The sequence below is a fragment of the Henriciella sp. genome (assembly GCF_049649345.1).
In the GTDB taxonomy this organism is placed as follows: domain Bacteria; phylum Pseudomonadota; class Alphaproteobacteria; order Caulobacterales; family Hyphomonadaceae; genus Henriciella.
Window position 1 is genome coordinate 1 of sequence record NZ_JBARZC010000398.1, and the last position, 16555, is coordinate 16555.

At 58.5% G+C, this 16555-nt stretch carries 18 protein-coding genes; 7 read left to right on the top strand and 11 right to left on the bottom strand.

The genetic code is table 11. From position 1 onward, the window contains the following. Together WA989_RS10900 and WA989_RS10905 are read left to right on the top strand one after the other, a co-directional pair. On the top strand, positions 1-1145 hold a 1145-nt coding region (locus WA989_RS10900; RefSeq protein WP_424340525.1), incomplete at its 5' end, for a DNA gyrase subunit A. A 60-nt stretch (positions 1146-1205) separates the two neighbouring features. Continuing rightward, on the top strand, positions 1206-1766 hold the full coding sequence (locus tag WA989_RS10905; protein WP_424340526.1) for a LemA family protein: 561 nt from the start codon (positions 1206-1208) through the stop codon (positions 1764-1766). Between the two features lie 56 nt (positions 1767-1822). On the opposite strand, the gene WA989_RS10910 is transcribed toward WA989_RS10905, so the two are convergent. From WA989_RS10910 to WA989_RS10935, 6 genes are read right to left on the bottom strand one after another with little or no spacing between them, the layout of a single operon-like run. Further along, a complete protein-coding gene (locus WA989_RS10910) occupies positions 1823-3403 on the bottom strand; it encodes a TRAP transporter large permease (protein ID WP_424340542.1) in 1581 nt (526 codons plus the stop codon). Next, complete coding sequence (locus WA989_RS10915; RefSeq protein WP_424340527.1) at positions 3393-4061, bottom strand: TRAP transporter small permease subunit; 669 nt, start codon at positions 4059-4061, stop codon at positions 3393-3395. The genes WA989_RS10910 and WA989_RS10915 overlap by 11 nt, the downstream gene beginning before the upstream one ends. Positions 4062-4076: 15 nt before the next feature. Next, positions 4077-5192, bottom strand: coding sequence for a TRAP transporter substrate-binding protein (locus WA989_RS10920; RefSeq protein WP_424340528.1), 1116 nt, complete (start codon positions 5190-5192; stop codon positions 4077-4079). A 52-nt stretch (positions 5193-5244) separates the two neighbouring features. Then, the gene (locus WA989_RS10925; protein ID WP_424340529.1) at positions 5245-6009 is read right to left on the bottom strand and encodes an arginyltransferase; all 765 of its coding nucleotides are present in this window, start codon (positions 6007-6009) and stop codon (positions 5245-5247) included. 12 nt (positions 6010-6021) lie between these two features. After that, positions 6022-7860 (bottom strand): SLC13 family permease, encoded by a 1839-nt coding sequence (locus WA989_RS10930; protein ID WP_424340530.1) that lies wholly within the window; start codon positions 7858-7860, stop codon positions 6022-6024. A 39-nt stretch (positions 7861-7899) separates the two neighbouring features. Continuing rightward, the gene (locus tag WA989_RS10935; RefSeq protein WP_424340531.1) at positions 7900-8577 is read right to left on the bottom strand and encodes an OmpA family protein; all 678 of its coding nucleotides are present in this window, start codon (positions 8575-8577) and stop codon (positions 7900-7902) included. A 187-nt stretch (positions 8578-8764) separates the two neighbouring features. Here WA989_RS10935 and WA989_RS10940 point away from each other — a divergent pair, with 187 nt between their 5' ends. From WA989_RS10940 to WA989_RS10950, 3 genes are read left to right on the top strand one after another with little or no spacing between them, the layout of a single operon-like run. Then, positions 8765-9631: an NAD(P)-dependent oxidoreductase gene (locus tag WA989_RS10940; protein WP_424340532.1), complete on the top strand. Its 867-nt coding sequence runs from the start codon at positions 8765-8767 to the stop codon at positions 9629-9631. A 3-nt stretch (positions 9632-9634) separates the two neighbouring features. Continuing rightward, positions 9635-10633 carry a TIGR00341 family protein gene (locus WA989_RS10945; protein ID WP_424340533.1) on the top strand — a complete coding sequence of 333 codons (999 nt, stop codon included), beginning with the start codon at positions 9635-9637 and terminating at the stop codon, positions 10631-10633. Between the two features lie 39 nt (positions 10634-10672). Continuing rightward, positions 10673-11107: a DUF1801 domain-containing protein gene (locus WA989_RS10950; protein WP_424340534.1), complete on the top strand. Its 435-nt coding sequence runs from the start codon at positions 10673-10675 to the stop codon at positions 11105-11107. A 17-nt stretch (positions 11108-11124) separates the two neighbouring features. Here the strand turns inward: WA989_RS10950 and dacB are convergent, their stop codons facing one another. The 4 genes from dacB to WA989_RS10970 all read right to left on the bottom strand — a co-directional run bounded on the left by dacB (position 11125) and on the right by WA989_RS10970 (position 14516). After that, complete coding sequence (gene dacB / locus WA989_RS10955) at positions 11125-12507, bottom strand: D-alanyl-D-alanine carboxypeptidase/D-alanyl-D-alanine endopeptidase (RefSeq protein WP_424340535.1); 1383 nt, start codon at positions 12505-12507, stop codon at positions 11125-11127. Between the two features lie 71 nt (positions 12508-12578). Further along, positions 12579-13583: a porphobilinogen synthase gene (hemB, locus tag WA989_RS10960; protein WP_424340536.1), complete on the bottom strand. Its 1005-nt coding sequence runs from the start codon at positions 13581-13583 to the stop codon at positions 12579-12581. Beyond that, a complete protein-coding gene (locus WA989_RS10965; protein WP_424340537.1) occupies positions 13580-14143 on the bottom strand; it encodes a GNAT family N-acetyltransferase in 564 nt (187 codons plus the stop codon). Before WA989_RS10965 ends, hemB begins: the two co-directional genes overlap by 4 nt. 97 nt (positions 14144-14240) lie before the next feature. Beyond that, on the bottom strand, positions 14241-14516 hold the full coding sequence (locus WA989_RS10970) for a PilZ domain-containing protein (protein WP_424340538.1): 276 nt from the start codon (positions 14514-14516) through the stop codon (positions 14241-14243). A gap of 271 nt (positions 14517-14787) precedes the next feature. Between WA989_RS10970 and WA989_RS10975 the strand changes: the two genes are divergently transcribed. Then, complete coding sequence (locus tag WA989_RS10975) at positions 14788-15297, top strand: MarR family winged helix-turn-helix transcriptional regulator (RefSeq protein WP_424340539.1); 510 nt, start codon at positions 14788-14790, stop codon at positions 15295-15297. Positions 15298-15351: 54 nt separating this feature from the next. After that, positions 15352-16053 carry a hypothetical protein gene (locus WA989_RS10980; RefSeq protein ID WP_424340540.1) on the top strand — a complete coding sequence of 234 codons (702 nt, stop codon included), beginning with the start codon at positions 15352-15354 and terminating at the stop codon, positions 16051-16053. Here the strand turns inward: WA989_RS10980 and WA989_RS10985 are convergent. Continuing rightward, positions 16050-16555: c-type cytochrome (locus WA989_RS10985; protein ID WP_424340541.1), on the bottom strand; the 506-nt coding region annotated here is incomplete at its 5' end. The two genes, WA989_RS10980 and WA989_RS10985, sit on opposite strands and share 4 nt — an antisense overlap.

A 16555-nucleotide genomic window follows, 5' to 3' on the forward strand; every position in this document is an offset into this window, starting at 1 on the left:
AGGTTGTAGTCCGCCGGGCCGCCTTCCGTCTCGACAAGATCGAAAAGCGGCTGCACCTGCTCGATGGCTATCTAATCGCCTACCTCAATATCGACGAGGTTATCCGGATCATCCGGGAGGAAGATGAGCCAAAACAGGTGATGATGGCCAAGTTTGGCATCACTGACATCCAGGCCGAAGCCATCCTGAATCTCCGACTGCGGGCGTTGCGCAAGCTCGAAGAGATGGAGATCAAGCGCGAGCATGAAAACCTCGTGGAAGAGCGCGCCGACATCGAGGCCCTGCTCGGCTCGACCCGGAAGCAGTGGACGAAGGTCGGCAAGGAACTCAAAGAAGCGCGCAAATCCTTCGATCCGGAGAGCGAACTCGGACGTCGGCGAGCTGCATTTGAAGATGCGCCGGAGATCGATCTCACCGCGGCGCTGGAAGCGTCCACGCCGAAAGAGCCGCTGACGGTGATCCTGTCCTCCATGGGCTGGATCCGCGGCATGAAAGGGCACGGACTCGACCTCGACGCGACCAAGTTCAAGGACGGCGATAGCCTCTATCTGAGCGAGGAGGTCTACACGACCGACAAGATCATCCTGATGGCAAGCGACGGCCGCTCGTTCACGCTGACCTGCGACAAGCTTCCCGGCGGCAGGGGCCATGGCGAGCCGATCCGCCTTTCGATCGATCTTGAGGACAATGTCGACATCGTCGCCATGTTCAAGCTGGAGCCAGATCGCAAGCGCCTTGTCGCATCAGACATTGGCTATGGTTTCATCGTGCCTGAATCCGAGCTGGAATCGAACCGCAAGGCCGGCAAATCGTCTGTGAATACGGGTGGTGGCATTCTGGTGCTTTGCGAGCCGGTCGAAGGCGACCATCTTGCCGTGATCGGTACCAACAGGAAGATGCTGGTCTTCCCACTGGATGAGTTGCCAGAGATGCCGCGCGGCAAGGGCGTGAAGCTGCAGAACTATCGCGGCAAGGAAACGCTCGCCGATGCGATGACCTTCTTCAAGGAAGACGGCCTGTTCGTGATTGATGCGGCCGGCCGGTCCCGCGGATTCCCGGAATGGGAAGAGTGGCTCGGCAAACGCGCCCAGGCTGGCAAGATCGCGCCGAAGGGTTTTCCGAAGTCCGGCCGGTTTAACGGCTAGCTTGCAACGCCCCGCCTCGGGGTCTAGTGAGTTAGTCCTTCTAGAGGGTGGAGGTCCCCTATGACTGTACTTTACGTCCTGCTTGGGGCGCTCGCGATTGTCGCTGTTTTCCTGATCGGCATCTATAATTCGCTGGTTGCGAAGAAACAGAGGGTCAACCAGGCCTTTGCCGATATCGATGTCCAACTGAAGCAACGCCAGAATCTGATCCCGAACCTGGTCGAAACCGTCAAGGGGTACGCGACCCATGAGCGCGAGACGCTGGACGCCGTGATTTCTGCCAGAAACTCCGCTGTTGCTGCAAATACGCCGGGGGAAATGGCGCAGGCCGAAGGGGTTCTGACCGGCGCCCTTGGAAAACTGTTCGCACTGGCCGAGGCCTATCCGGACCTCAAGGCCAATGAGAACTTCAAGGATCTGCAGGACGAGCTCTCGGTGATCGAGGACAAGCTTGCCGCCGCGCGGCGCTTCTACAACGCTGCTGTGCAGGACTACAACACCTCGCGTGAGCAGTTTCCGAACTCGATTGTCGCGGGCATGTTCAACTTCCCTGAGCGAGAGTTCTTCGATCTGGGCGGGGACCGCACAGCGCTCTCAACCGTGCCTGAAGTAAAGTTCTAGGCGTCACGACGGCCAAAAATTTGAACCCGCTCCGTTGGTCGATGGAGCGGGTTTTTTTATTGCGCCGCAAGGCCCGGCAGCCAGGTGGCGAGTGCGGGAATGGATGCGACCAGAAGGATAATCAGCAGCTGAAGGCCGATGAAGGGGATCGCCCCGCGCCAGATCTCTGAGGTCTTGACCTCTTCGGGCGCGGCGCCGCGTAGATAAAAGAGCGCAAAGCCAAAGGGCGGCGTCAGAAAACTGGTTTGGAGGTTCAAGGCCATGAGGATGGCGAGCCAGACTGGATCGAACCCCATGACGATGAGCGGCGGGGTTACGAGGGGCACAACCACGAAGATGATCTCGATGAAGTCGAGAAAGAAGCCCAGCAGGAACATGACCAGCATGGCCCCGATCAGGGCTCCCCACTTTCCGCCGGGAACAGAGCTTAGGAGATCGGCGACAATGTCGTCGCCGCCAAAACCCCTGAACACGAGCGAGAACAGCGACGCGCCAATCAGGATAAGAAAGACCATGGACGTGATGTGGACGCCGCTTTTCATGGCCGGATGGAGTTGGTGATGCCGGTGCAGGATGAGCATGCCTGCGCCGAGGCCTGCGAAGAATACGAGCGCCGCAAGCAGCGTCACGCCAGCGCCAATATAGCTCGCCGCGGAAATATCGTCTGCAGCGAGCCTCAAATCTAGGAAGTCCCGGACGAGAAGGATCACGACCATGGCGGCAAACGCGGCCATTGCGATGTTTTTCAGCCGCTGATCCTCTGGCCTGGCGAGGCGCAGCCCCGCGAGCAGGATGGCGCCCGCAACCCCTATGGAGGCTGCTTCTGTCGGCGTTGCAACGCCGCCCAGGATGGCGCCGAGCACAGCAATGATGAGCACGAGGGGAGCGCCAAGCCCGAATATGATTTCCTGCCTGGTCAGGGGATCGTCACTGTCATCGCGCGCAGCAGGGCATGCTTCTGGACGCGCAAAGGAGACAATTGCGATCCAGGAAAGATAAAGCCCGACCAGTATGAAGCCCGGAATAAGCGCGCCTGCAAAGAGGTCCCCCACGGACACCACAAACGCGCCAATGCCCATTTGCGAAGCGGCCTGGCTCGCTGCGTTCGACACCGCGTCGGCGAGCAGAATGAGAACGATGCTTGGCGGGATGATCTGGCCAAGCGTGCCAGAGGCGGCGATGGTTCCAGTGGCTAGGCGAGGGTCGTAGTTCTGTCGAAGCATTGAGGGCAGGGCGATCAGCGTCATCGTGATCACCGTCGCGCCGACGATGCCTGTCGAGGCTGCCAGCAGGGCGCCAACGAGGACAACGGCATAGCCCAGCCCGCCCCGCACGCCAGCGAGAAGGCGGCTTGCAATGTGGAGAAGGTCTTCGGCAACGCGAGAGCGCTCCAGGATCACACCCATGATGACGAAAAGCGGGACCGCGACCAGTGTCTCGTTTTGCATGATCGAGCCGCCCTGGATGCGGCTTGGCAGGGATCTGAGCAGCGGCTCGGGAAACACGCCGAGCGCGATCCCGATGAGCGCGAACAGGAGAGCCACGCCGCCCAGCGTCAGGGCAACGGGATAGCCGGCAAGGAGCGCTCCAATCGCCGTCGCGAACATGAGCAGCGCGAGAATGACTTCAAGCTCCATAATGGTCACTTGTCGTTGACTTCAGGTGATCTTCAGGGGCGATTTCGCCGGTCAACCGCAGCGCAGCCTTGAGCGCAATTGAAAGGCCTTGTGCGATCAGCAGGATGGCAAAGATCGGCACAAGCGTCTTGAACAGGAAGAGTAGTGGCAGGCCGTCGCTTTCCCGCGACCCTTCAAACAGTGACCAGGCGCGAGCAAGCCCTTGTTCGCCTGTCGTCAGGATGCGGATGCAGATCGGGAACAGAAAGAGATAGGTGCCGGCAAGCTCTACCCAGTTGCGGCCATTCTCGCCGAAGCGTGGACGAAGGATATCAACCCGGACATGCGCATCATCCTTGAGTGCCGAGGCAGCCCCAAGCATGAAGACCGTTGCAAAGGCATAGATGACGAGTTCCGACAGCCATGTCCATGAGAGTGCGAAGGCGTAGCTCGCGATAACGACGGCGAGCTGCAGAAGGAACAGGCAGATCGCGGCGACAATAGCGACCGAGAGGAAGGCGCTCGTAACCCGGTCGATCTGTTCCGACAGGATGAGCGATAGCCGCGCAAAGGCTTTTGGTGCAACCAGCGTCAGGAGTGGGAGCAGCAGGAGCGGCAAGAGAATGATGCCGATCCACTTCAGAAAGCTTCCAAGTGTGAGAAAGGTCTCAGCGGACATGTCGCTCCACCTGGATCAGCTTCTGGCGCCGAGTTCGCGCGCGGCATAATAAGTGCCATCGGAAACCGCCGCCCAGTTGCGCATCGTCTTCAATCCGGCCTCGAAGCTTTCATAGATACGCTTCTCAATGCCGTCTCGTCCGGAGGCGGCGCGCACATCGGCCGCGGCTTCATACATGGCCTTGACGACATCGTCCGGGAAAGAGCGTAGCTGAACGCCATGCTCTTTGGTCAGGATGTCGAGATAGATTGAATTCTGGTAGGTGAATTCGCCGAGGGATGTGTGGTTGACGGACTCGCAGGCGGCCTTGATCAGGTTCTGCTCGCCTTGCGAGAGGCTTTCCCAGAGTTTGAGGTTGATGCCCACACCAAGGCTGGCGCCCGGCTCATGAAAGCCCGGACCGTAATAATAAGGCGCTTCGCGATAGAACCCGAGCGAATAGTCATTCCACGGGCCGACCCATTCGGTCGCATCGATGTTGCCGGTCTGCAGGGCCTGGTAAATCTCGCCGCCCGGCAGCGCCTTCGCTGACCCGCCGAGCGCTCTTAGCACGTCACCGCCTTGTCCGGGGATCCGCATCTGGAGCCCGACAAGATCATCGAGACTGTTGATTTCCTTGCGGAACCATCCGCCCATCTGGTGACCGGTATTGGCGCCCTGCATGGGTTTGACACCAAACTGCGCTGATAATTCGTCCCAGAGGGCCTGACCGCCGCCAAAATCGATCCAGCCCATGATTTCCTGCGCCGTCATCCCGAACGGGACGGCGGTAAAGAACGGGTAGGCAGTTGATTTTGCCGTCCAGTAGTATTCAGCACCGTGATACATGTCGGCGGAGCCATTTGCGACGGCATCGAAGCTCTCGAAGGCCGGGACAAGTTCGCCGGCCGCGTAAACCTTCACTTCGATCAGGCCCTCGGACATCGCAAAGATGCGATCGCTCACGCGTACAGCGGCTTCGCCCAGACCCGGCAGGCCTTTCGGCCAGGTCGTGACCATGTTGAGGCGGCGGCGGTTGCGGCTGATAGCGGGCGCAGCAAGGTCTGCAGCCTTGTCAGGATTGCCGAACGAAGCGGCCGCTCCGCCAATGCCGAGCAAGCCTGCGCCGAGCAGGTTTCTTCTGCGTATCATGAACCTCCCCCGATCATGCTGATCTGGCCCGCGCCTTGTGCGCGGCTGTCAATTATTCGTCGTCTTCAAGCCTGCGCCAGACCGGCCCGTCAAGCACTTCGAGCGGCTGGAACCGCCTCTTATAGTCCATCTTCGGGCTGCCCTTGATCCAGTAGCCAAGGTAGACATGCGGCAGGGCAAAGTTTTCAGCGCTGAGAATATGATCGAGGATCATATAGGTGCCGAGACTGCGCTGGGTCTGGCGCGGATCGTAGAATGTGTAGACCATGGAGAAGCCGTCGCGCAGCACATCTGTGAGCGAGACGGCGACAAGCGGCGCGTCGTCGTCCTTGCCGAGGCGGTATTCGAAGAGCAGAGTCTGAACCGGCGAGTCATTCACCATGCCGACATATTCGCGAAATCCCATATCCGACATGCCGCCGCCCTTGTGGCGGGTCATGAGATAGGTCTTCAGAAGGCGGTACTGCTCGCGCGTCGCCTTCGGCTCGACAGGGGAGCGGACAAGGTCCTGGTTTCGGTTGACGATGCGTGCCTGGTTGCGGCTGAGCGAGAAAGCGTCGGCGTTGACCCGGACACTTCGACAGGCATTGCAGCTCGGACAGGCAGGCCGATAAGCCACCGCCTGGCTGCGCCGAAAGCCGGCTTCGCTCAACTGATGGTGAAGCGTATCGGGTGCTGCCTGCCCCAGATGAGTGAAAGCCTTGCGCTCGAATTGGTCGTCCAGATACGGGCATGGCGTCGGTGCGGTGACGTAGAACCGCAACCCCCGGCGAAGTCCGGGAACCGTAAAAAGAGACTCATCGAGTTTCATCGTCATCAATTAACGCATTCAAAGTCCGTAACGCCAAGAGGCAAACAGTGTAAAAGCTGCCCATATCACCACTATTAGTGGACCTCCAAACTTAACAAAGTCCATAAACCGATAATGCCCGGGCGCCATGACCAACATATTTGTCTGATAGGCGATCGGCGAGGCAAAACTGCAATTTGCCGCATAAATCACCGCGAGAAGGTAGGGTAGCGGTTCAGATCCGGCCGTATGTGCTGCTTCCAGGGCAACGGGCGCGAACAGAACGGCTGTGGCTGCATTGCTCAGAATGTTGGTCAAGATGGCAACGCTCAGGAAGATCGCAGACAGGATTGCAAGCTCTCCATGAGGAGACGCCGTCGACACGACGAGATGGGCAATCAGGGACGCCGCGCCGGTTTGCTCCAGCGCCGTCCCCATCGCCAAGGCGGCTGCGATGACCAGAAAGATTCGCAGGTCCAGCGCCCGGGTCGCCTGCCTTGTGTTGAGGCATTGGAGCAGGATCATGGCCGTCGCGGCGACGACAGATGCGATCAGAATACTGGTCAGGCCCGTGGCGGCAACAATCACCATGCCGAGGGCTATGAGCCGGGCCGCCTGGCCTCTGGCTGTAATCGGTATTTCGCTTTGCGACCATTCCAGCAGAATGAGGTCACGGCTCGTCCTGAGCCCCTGAAGGGCGGATGTCGGACCGCAGAGAAGGAGCGTATCACCTGCATCGAGCCGGATCTGGCCGAGCTTGGCGCGGATCATCCGGGACCGTCTCTGAATGCCGAGAACGACCGATGATGTAAGCCGGCGAAACCCGAGGAGTTCGACCGTCCGGCCGGCCATACGGGAGCCCGGCGCAATAACAGCTTCGACGAGGCTGAGCTGCGGCACGCCTGTCTCGACGGATTCTGTCTCGTCTGCGCCTTGCCAGATTTGCTGAAGCATTCCTGGACGTGAGGCTAGCAGTTCAGTCAGCGCTTTTCGCGTGGCAGCCACGATGACAAGATCTCCTGGCTTCAGTGTGACGTCTTCGAAAGGCGGAAGAATGGCGCGCTCGCCTCGCTGAATCATGCGTACCGTCATGTCTCTCAGATCCGTGAACATCCCTGCGATCGGCGCTTTGCCGACAAGAAAATGATCTGGAGTGACTTCGATCTGCGCCACAAACTGTTTGCCGGACGGGACAATCTCTTCGGAAAAAGTCTCCCTGTTCGGAAGCAGGAAACGTGCGAACCCCAGCACGTAAACGATGCCGACCCCGGCCAGCATGATACCCATGGGAGTTTGCTCGAAAAAGCCTAGCTGCTGGCCCTCGATCCGCCTGTAGGCATCAGCCGCAAGCAGGTTCGTCGACGTTCCGATCAGTGTTGTCATGCCAGCCAGTATGGAAATGAAGCTCAGTGGCATCATCAGCCGGGAAGGCGAAGTTTTCATGCGCGCGGCAATGGCGCTCATAATCGGCAGGAACATGATCACGACGGGTGTATTGTTGGTCAACGCGCTGATCGCGAACACGGCCAGAAATGTTGTCAGAAGGGTACTGACGGGACGTTTTCCATAAGAGGAGACAAGCGCTTTTGTGGGACCATCGAGCGCGCCCGTCTGGAAAAGGCCCTGTCCGACGACGAGCAAGGCCATGATTGTTATCAGTGCTGGATTTCCGAACCCCTGGAGCAGGCTTGTCGCCGAGATCGGATCGCCATCCGTGCCATTTGCGCCGGGTATGGCAAAAATGACCAGGAGCGCGGCAATCACGCCGATCGACACGATCTCCATCGACCAGCGGTCAATCATGTAGAGGATAATTGCAACCAGGACCGCGATCAGGCTGACCCACATGGGCCAATGGGATAACAGCTCTGCGGCCATCCGGCCTCCTCACCAGACTCACCGGCAGGAGACCGGGAGTTACTTCGTGTGGAGCACTATGCTCAAGCGCCGGTTTTGAGGCAAGCCGCCTTCCCCGGGCTGAAGGGGTCGCGTGTCGGCCAGACCGGACACGCTCAGGATCCGGCTTTCCGATACGCCATTGCCGATCAGGGCGCGCCGGGCGGCATTCGCGCGGCCTGATGAAAGTTCCCAGTTCGAATAGTCGGGCCTGTCTATAGGGGCGCTATCGGTATGGCCCTCGATCGACAGGCTGAGCCCCAATGGTTTGACCGCGACCGCGGTTAACTCGATGAGGTCCTGGCCGTGCTGGTTGAGCGTTTCTTCTCCGCTGTTAAACAGAGGGGCGCGATCGAGATCCACCAGTTCGAGACGAACAAATCCATCATCGACCTGCATGATAATATTCGAGGCATGCGCGGCGAGAAGGTCGGACTGGCTCAACGCTTCAGCAATCTGAGCTGTTTGCGCGTCAGATGAGTTGAGGAGGGCGGGGCTGTTGTGTTTCGGCGCGCTGAACTGGACTGCAATATCGGATCGTTGTTCGGTCGAAGCGCCATGTATGAGCCACATAACCAGAAAGAAGGCGCAAAGAGCGGTCAGGAAGTCTGCATAGGCGAGTTTCCACGCTCCACGGCTGCGGACGGGTGATTGGGGCGTTCTGGTCGCCCGGACGTGGGAGGCATAGTTTGCAGCCATCTTCTTCCGATCATTCTGATCTGGAACGTGGTTAACATGACGGCGTTGAGGCGAGGTCTCGCGAACCTGTTGAATTTGATGCAATTCCGATAAGCTTGTGCGAGAGGACATACATGGCGCCGTCAGCGGGGGGCCGAACCGTCTTGATGGCACATGTTGGACGACGTTGCCGAATGAAAGGACTGATATGAGCAATTGCGCGTTTCTTGGACTGGGTGTGATGGGATATCCCATGGCCGGTCACCTCGCCCGGTCTGGCCATTCTGTATCTGTCTGGAACCGTACCCGCGAGAAGTCGAAAAAGTGGACCGGGAAACATAAGGGGCGGTCAGCCGATGAGGCGGCCGATGCCGTGTTCGGTTCCGAGTTCGTCTTCATGTGCCTTGGCGATGATCCCGACGTTGAAGCTGTCTTTGATCTGATAGAACCAAACCTTGCCGCGGGTATGGTCGTTGTTGATCATACAACAGCGAGCGCAGACCTCGCCCGGCGTCTTGACGAGCGCTGCCGCGCGCGCGGAGCGAGTTTCATCGATGCGCCGATCTCGGGCGGTCAGGCCGGGGCGGAGAATGGCAAGCTTACCATCATGTGTGGCGGAACCGGTGACGCGATGGACAAGGCGCGTCCCGTGATGCAGGCTTACGGCTCACGCATTACTCATATCGGTGAAAGCGGGGCAGGGCAGCTAGCCAAGTCGGTGAACCAGATCTGCATCGCAGGGATCGTTCAGGGGCTCGCGGAAGGCATTTATTTTGCCGAGGCAAACGGGCTTGATGTGTCCACAGTCATCGAGGCGATCTCCGGTGGGGCAGCGCAGAGCTGGCAGATGGAGAACCGCTGGAAAACGATGGCAGAGCGCGAGTTTGATCACGGATTTGCGGTTGACTGGATGCGGAAGGATCTTCGGATAGCGCTCGATGCCGGCCGGGACGCCGGGACGAGCCTGCCTGTCACCGCGCTTGTCGACCAGTTCTATGCCGATATTCAGGCAATGGGCGGACAGCGCTGGGATACATCCAGCCTGCTAGCCCGTCTCAAGCCGGCAAAGACGTAGGCTGTGCGCCAGCTGGAAATCCACCTCAAGCAGCGCGACAGCGACACGGTTCTTCGCGCTATCAAGGCCTTCGAGCCGATTGACTGGGTTCAGCTGGACGTCGATCAGAAAGACCGGACCTATCTGCGCGTGCTGATGCATGACGGGCGCAGCCAGGCGCTGACGGACGCGCTGCACGAAGCCCTGGAAGACTGCCGGGACTGGCGAATTTCGATGATCCCTGTCGAGGCTGTGCTCCCGACCCCGCCGCCGCTTGACGAGGAGGAGGAGGAGGCGAATCTGAACGTGCTGCGCGAGGAATTGCTGGATGATGTCAGCAAGGACGCAGCGCTGACAAAGGACTTCCTGATCTTGTCAGCTCTTTCGACTGTTGTGGCCGCAATCGGTCTGAATTCCGATGGGATCGCCGCCGTCATCGGCGCCATGGTCATCGCGCCGCTTCTAGGCCCCATTCTCGGCTTTGCGCTTGGCAGTGGTCTTGGAAATTTCATGCTGCTGAAACAGTCAGGAAAAACACTTGCCGCAGGTCTGGGCATCGCCCTGCTCGTCGCGTTGCTGATTTCCTTTGTGCTCCCTATCAACCTTCAGAGCGAAGAGTTGATGGCCCGCGCACAGGTGCGCCTCGACGGCGTCGCGCTCGCACTTGCTGCTGGCGGGGCAGCTGCGCTTTCCATGGCGCGGGGAAATTCGGCCGGTTTGGTTGGGGTGATGGTCGCCGCGGCTCTGCTGCCGCCGGGGGCTGCTCTGGGCCTCTTTCTCGGCGAGCAGCAGTGGACGCTCGCGTCGCGGTCCGGCATGCTTCTTCTCCTGAACATCGTCTGTTTGCTTGTTTCAGCGCTTGCGGTCTTCCGGCTCAAGCAGATCAAACCGCGAGGTTGGGTCGATCAGCAACATGCCGACAGGGCTTTCTGGATAAATATCGTGCTTTCAGCCGGCCTTTTGACCGTACTGGTCGTTCTTATAATTTTCCTTGATCTCGGCAAGGCGGTCGAGATCGGTTAGTATTCCTGCATCACATGGACGCTGAAGCAGGGGGACGCGTTGTCGAAATCTGAAAACAAGACCACGCAAACGGATGTCTCCCCAGAGGCGTTCATAAACTCTATTGAGCATCCCGTGCGACGGCAGGATGGCCTCCGGCTTCTCGAGATTTTTGCTGAAGAGACAAATCTTGCGCCAAAAATGTGGGGTCCGAGCATTATCGGCTATGGCCGTTACCACTACAAATATGACAGTGGCCGCGAAGGCGACTTCCTGTTGACGGGATTCTCCCCGCGCAAAACCAGCTTGGTTCTATATATCCTGCCCGGATACGATGATTTGAAAGATCAGCTGGCTCGATTGGGTAAGCACAAGGTCGGCAAGTCATGCCTTTACATAAACAAGCTGGCAGACGTCGATGAAGACGTTTTGCGGGAAATGATACGGTTCGACATGCAATACATGCGCGCCAAATACGAAACCTGGGACGAATAGGCGAGCCGGGCCGCCTTCTAGTTTGAAGCAATCAAATTCAGCAGCAGGTCGTCGATGACGGTGCGGGCTTGCCGGTGGCTAAGCGCCGTATCGTTGATAAAAATAGCAAACGCATATTGCCGACCACTCGAGGCCGTAAAGTAGCCTGCCAGGGCATCGGTATCGTGTACGCTTCCGGTCTTGGCCTTGATGATGCCGGGCAGAAACGTCGATACGAACCGCCGCGACAGCGTGCCATCCTGTCCATTGCTGGCGATGAGCGAGGACCAGGTGTCAAACCAGTCCTGTTGGGAGGCCCAGACCAGCATCTTGGTCATCGCATCAGGCGAGACGCGATTATAGACTGAAAGTCCCGATCCATCGGCGATCTCGACCTCTGTTTCTTCGGCGCCGGCTTCCAGCAGGATATGCTCTGACAACCAGAGGCCGGACTCTGGCGTTCGGTCGGCTAGGGACAAGGCCACATGCTGCAGCAGGACTTCGCTATCGATATTGCTGCTGTCATGCAGAATGGCTTCGAGTGTGACCTGAGGGTCCGGGGCGGGAAGCGCATACCGCGCAATCTCGGTCGGCAGGTCTGATGATGAATCCAGACCTGGATCGTCCGCCCGGACTATATCCCCGGAAACCGTAACGCCGCGTACGCTGAGCAGGTTTCGCAATATCTGCCCGGCATAAATGGACGGATCATCGAGGCCGAACCTTAGAAGCAGTCTTTGTCCCGGCGGGAGATTGCCGCTGAAGCGGGCGCGGCTGCGTCCGGACTGGAGATCGAGCTCAAGGTCCTGTTGGCCGGGACGGGTTGTAACGTCGCTAAAGGAGACGGGAAATGCCGGTTCGTAGCGCCAGGAATACTCGATCTGAGGCGCTGGACCTCGCGTGGAAGAAATCTGTGCTTCAGCTTCGCCCTTATTGACCGTGAGCGCTGAAATAGCGGCGCCATAGGCAAATTTGAGATCGTCATGGCTCCACCCATCAGGGCGGTACGGGCGGCGGAACAGCCCGTCATCAACGATGATCCGCCCTATATCCTTGTGATTGGAACTCGCTAGCGTGTCGGCAAGTGTCGACAGACAATTCTGTTTGCAGCCGGGCCCAGCCGACAGGGTAGCATCGCCTGTTCCGATCAGGCGGATGTCCGGGCGCTCATGCATGTCTCCGGACGTTTCTACCACAAGGGCCGTGCCTTTCGGCCAACCGGAATTCTCGAAATCACCGAGAAAGTGAAAGGCAGAAGCGGTTGTTGCCAGTTTGAGGCTTGAGGCCGGCAGGAAGCGCTGGTGTTCGTTATGCCCGATGGCGATGCCCTCCTCGAGCGGGGTGACCGATACGCCAATATTGCCGCCTTTCAGGTCGTATGTCGCAATCCTGTCAGACAGCGTTTGAGAATGCGCTGACACCGGAACAGCAAAGACGATAGCCGCCGCACCAACCAGGCGTCGAAAAAGGCGGGCCCCGGCGACGGATAGCATTACGCGTTCAGAAGTTCGCCGGCCTGCTCAGCGAAATATGTGATGATCCCAGCCGCGCCTGCGCGTTTGAAGGAAAGCAGGGTCTCCATCATAACCCGCTCGCCATCTATCCAGCCGCGGTCGCCCGCCGCCTTGATTTGAGCGTACTCCCCCGAGACCTGGAATGCGATCGTGGGGATGGCGAAGGTCTCTGAGACTCTCCGCACAATATCAAGATAGGGTAGGCCAGGCTTGACCATCACCATGTCTGCGCCTTCTGCGATATCCATCGCGACTTCGCGTAGCGCCTCGTCCGAGTTTGCGGGATTTTGCTGGTAGGTCTTCTTGTCGCCTTTCAATGCTGTCGCAGAGCCGATGGCATCTCGATAGGGCCCGTAAAAGCCGCTCGCATATTTGGCAGCGTAGGACAGGATCATCGTATTGACGTGTCCGGCCTCTTCTAGAGCATCACGGACCGCGCCAATCCGGCCATCCATCATGTCCGACGGCGCGACGACATCCGCACCTGCTTCAGCCTGGACGAGGGCCTGGCGGACAAGCATGTCCGTTGTGGAATCGTTGATCACATAGCCGTCAGCATCGATAAGGCCGTCATGGCCATGCGTTGTGAACGGATCGAGCGCGACATCGCAGATTATGCCGACCTCTGGTGCTGCATCCTTCATCGCCTTGATGACGGTTGGAATAAGACCGTCAGTGTTGAGCGCCTCAGTCCCTTCATCATCTTTGCGCGAAGGATTGATGTGAGGGAAGATCGCAATGGCCGGTATGCCCAGGGCCGCGGCTTTCTTGGCAGCTTTGGCAGCCTCGGTGACGTTCAGACGGAACATGTCCGGCATGGAACCGACCGGTATTCTCGCCTCGTCGCCGTCATGCACAACCATGGACCAGATGAGGTCTGACGGGGTCAGCGCTTTTTCGGAGGCCAGAGATCTGATCCAAGGCGACTGGCGAAGCCGACGTAGACGTGTTTGCGGAAATTTCTGGGGGAAAGGAGACGTCATGAGGGCTTTGTAGCGTGTGTTGGCGCTTTGCGAATGACCTTTTTCATAAATACGCGCTTCGACACATCCATGAAGGGCGCTTGGGCCCGTTCGATATCGACCATATACGGCTCAAAGTCGTGCCTTGCGATCTCCTCAAATCCGAGGCGCCTGTAGAACGGCGCGTTCCAGCGCAAATCCCTGAACGTCGACAGCGAGATGTGCGAGACGCCCAGCCGTGCAGCCTTATCGAAGAGATTGTCCATCAGCATCCTGCCGACGCCCATCTTTCCATGGGCCGGATCAACGCTGATCTGGTCGAGATACAGTCCGGCGCCTTTTTCGGACACTAAGACGAAGCCTACCGCGCCGCCATCCTCTGTGCGGGCGACATCAAGAAAGCCCGCATCGACCGCGTTGAGAAGAATGTCGGCGGGAACGTGATCATCGAGCGCCTCATCGGTGAGAAGGCCCGTTGGGGCAAAGAGCTGACCTGCTGCAAGATCAATCTCTATAATCCGGTCCACATCATCAGGCGTTGCGGGGGAAATGGCGAGATGATTTGCGAGACGGGCATTCAAGAGTTGAAAGCCTTCTTTTGTTGGTCAGCGGCTCGTTTGTCCTACAGCACACATACAGGCTCGGCCGGGCGCGGCAATAGAGAACCCTATTGAGCTGTCAGAGGTGGATCGTTTCTGACGTCACAAGACGCACGCCGAGAAGCGGTCCGCGTTGCCATTGCTTGCGGGCCTTGCACTTCTTGAGTTTCTGCATGTCCGGGCTGACGATCTCGATCGTGAAAGAATCTGACAGGATGACCGAGCTCGACAGCAGGAGCTTGGCGCCGCGCTGGGACATGTCTTTCACGACGAAAGAAATCTTGAACCCATTATCGAGAATGAGCGTCCCCGTCGTATTGACCTGGAACCGGACATATTCGCGGTGTTCTTCCATGCATACAAGTTTAACCCAACTTGGTTTCTCCTGCTTTAACAAAACTCAGCCGCATGCAGCTGGCCCGTTGTGCTGTAGGAATTGCGCAGCGGAGAGGCGGGCGATCAGGCGGCCCGCAGTCCCGGTTTTGAGACATCCCGGCGCCGATTCGGCGGATCATTAACCCGCACGGCGGCATCCGTTAATAAACTGCCCCTCGGAAAGGCGTTTGTTTAACGAAATATCAGGGAGATCAGCGTAACTCTATTCAAACTACAACAAAAGTTGAGTGATGATGGTGACAACAATGAACAACGCTGCGCAAGCAGTGACCGCTGAAGACACGGTTGCTGAATCTTTCCTGAAATCCCTTTCTCTTCTCGAGCAGGCGCACCGCCGCCTGCACGATGTCGTCAAGGATGACTTAGAACGCGGTGGCGAGCGCCACCTGACAGGCGTTCAGGCACTTCTACTCTACGAAATTGGTGAAGGCGAAACGCCGGCCTCTACGCTGCGGGCTCGCGGTGCTTTTGCCGGGACCAGCCTGTCCTATAACATCAAGAAACTTCAGGAAGGCGGATATCTCCTTCAGTCGCGTTCCGAAGCAGACAAGCGCACGGTGCACCTTCGCCTGACAGATCGCGGCCACAAGGTACGCAAGCGCGTCGAGGGCCTCTTTGCCAAACAGGCGACTGCACTGGAGCCGACCGCGAGCGTTCGCCCGAATGATCTGACCCATCTCAACAAGACCGTTTCGCGTCTTGAGCGATTTTGGTCCGATCAGATCCGTTTCCGTCTCTAATCAGGCGAATCCGCTTCTACTTGTAGAGGAGGGCGCCTAGGGTGCCCTCCATCTATGATGAGGTGGGTCTCCATTGCTGCTGCAGTCGCGGCTGGCGTGCCATATGCGCATGCTGGCCCGTGGCTGCGCCATGCTGAAGAGACATATTCCCGCCTTGCTGTGACGCGCTCGCAGATCGAGTCGCTCGATGCGCTTCGTCTCGATACCTATGCCGAGCACGGCCTGAACGAACGCTGGACGCTCACCCTGAAATATGAGCGCCTCGAATTCGACGATGTTTCGCAATTCAATGAAGATGGGTGGCGCGTCACCGCCCGCAGGGGCGCGAAACTGACGGACTCCGCAGTTGGTTCTTTAGAGTTTGGCGTCCTGCAGGGGGCGGCTATTGGCGGCGCGGCCGCGTGTGAAGCTTTTGGTGCCGAGGCCAGAGCCGGGATCGGGCAGTCCATCAAATTCGAAACCAAGAAAAGATCCATACCGGCCTACTGGTTCGCTGAGACCGCTGTCCGATATCATGAGGATGGCTGTTCGAGGCAGCGGCTTGAATTCGGATACGGTCAGCAGGTTCTCGGGGATATCTGGGCGATCTCGCAGGTCTGGCTCGAAGATGGCTCACACAATGCCGCATCGACGAAGTACCAGTTTGAATACCTCTGGAAAGCTGACCGCTTCGACATATCGGTGGGAACGCAGACAGAGCTCGGCGGCCAGTTTGAAGAAAGCGCCGTATTCTTCGCCGTATCGCGCGTCTTCTAGTCTTCGGCCGCTACTGGGAGCTCAGACCCGGTGTCAGGATCGTATCCGCTTTCAAGCATGAGATAGGCGATTACTGCCTGACGGTCGGCCGGTTTTCTCACGCCCACGAAACTCATATTGTTTCCGGGCAAGTAGGATTTCGGATTGGAGAGCCAGGCGTCAACATGGTCGGGCGTCCAGAGGAAATCCGCCTCCTCAAGCGCTTTCGAATATCTGAAGCCGGGCAGCGTGCCGACTTCGCGGCTGAAGATGCCGTGAAGATTTGGGCCAACAAGATTCTGACCACCTTCGGTCACGGTATGGCAGGCACTGCAGAGCTTGAAAGTTCTTCGCCCCAGCGAATAATCTGCTGACCGGTAAGGCTCCGGAAGGCCATCAAGGCTCCGTCCTGCCGAGACGCTGATATTGCTGGAACTCTCTGGTGAGGTCTTCCTCTCAGACTTTTGGGAGGTATGGCCATTATCGGGTTGAGCGGGGGCATCGCCACCGCAGCCTGATAGTG

What these genes read in the sequence shown, in the direction of transcription:
- WA989_RS10905 (WP_424340526.1), top strand. Translation starts at nt 1,206, where the DNA reads ATGACTGTACTTTACGTCCTGCTTGGGGCGCTCGCGATTGTCGCTGTT.
- WA989_RS10910 (WP_424340542.1), bottom strand. Translation starts at nt 3,403, where the DNA reads ATGGAGCTTGAAGTCATTCTCGCGCTGCTCATGTTCGCGACGGCGATT.
- WA989_RS10915 (WP_424340527.1), bottom strand. Translation starts at nt 4,061, where the DNA reads ATGTCCGCTGAGACCTTTCTCACACTTGGAAGCTTTCTGAAGTGGATC.
- WA989_RS10920 (WP_424340528.1), bottom strand. Translation starts at nt 5,192, where the DNA reads ATGATACGCAGAAGAAACCTGCTCGGCGCAGGCTTGCTCGGCATTGGC.
- WA989_RS10925 (WP_424340529.1), bottom strand. Translation starts at nt 6,009, where the DNA reads ATGACGATGAAACTCGATGAGTCTCTTTTTACGGTTCCCGGACTTCGC.
- WA989_RS10930 (WP_424340530.1), bottom strand. Translation starts at nt 7,860, where the DNA reads ATGGCCGCAGAGCTGTTATCCCATTGGCCCATGTGGGTCAGCCTGATC.
- WA989_RS10935 (WP_424340531.1), bottom strand. Translation starts at nt 8,577, where the DNA reads ATGGCTGCAAACTATGCCTCCCACGTCCGGGCGACCAGAACGCCCCAA.
- WA989_RS10940 (WP_424340532.1), top strand. Translation starts at nt 8,765, where the DNA reads ATGAGCAATTGCGCGTTTCTTGGACTGGGTGTGATGGGATATCCCATG.
- hemB (WP_424340536.1), bottom strand. Translation starts at nt 13,583, where the DNA reads ATGACGTCTCCTTTCCCCCAGAAATTTCCGCAAACACGTCTACGTCGG.
- WA989_RS10970 (WP_424340538.1), bottom strand. Translation starts at nt 14,516, where the DNA reads ATGGAAGAACACCGCGAATATGTCCGGTTCCAGGTCAATACGACGGGG.
- WA989_RS10975 (WP_424340539.1), top strand. Translation starts at nt 14,788, where the DNA reads ATGATGGTGACAACAATGAACAACGCTGCGCAAGCAGTGACCGCTGAA.
- WA989_RS10980 (WP_424340540.1), top strand. Translation starts at nt 15,352, where the DNA reads ATGATGAGGTGGGTCTCCATTGCTGCTGCAGTCGCGGCTGGCGTGCCA.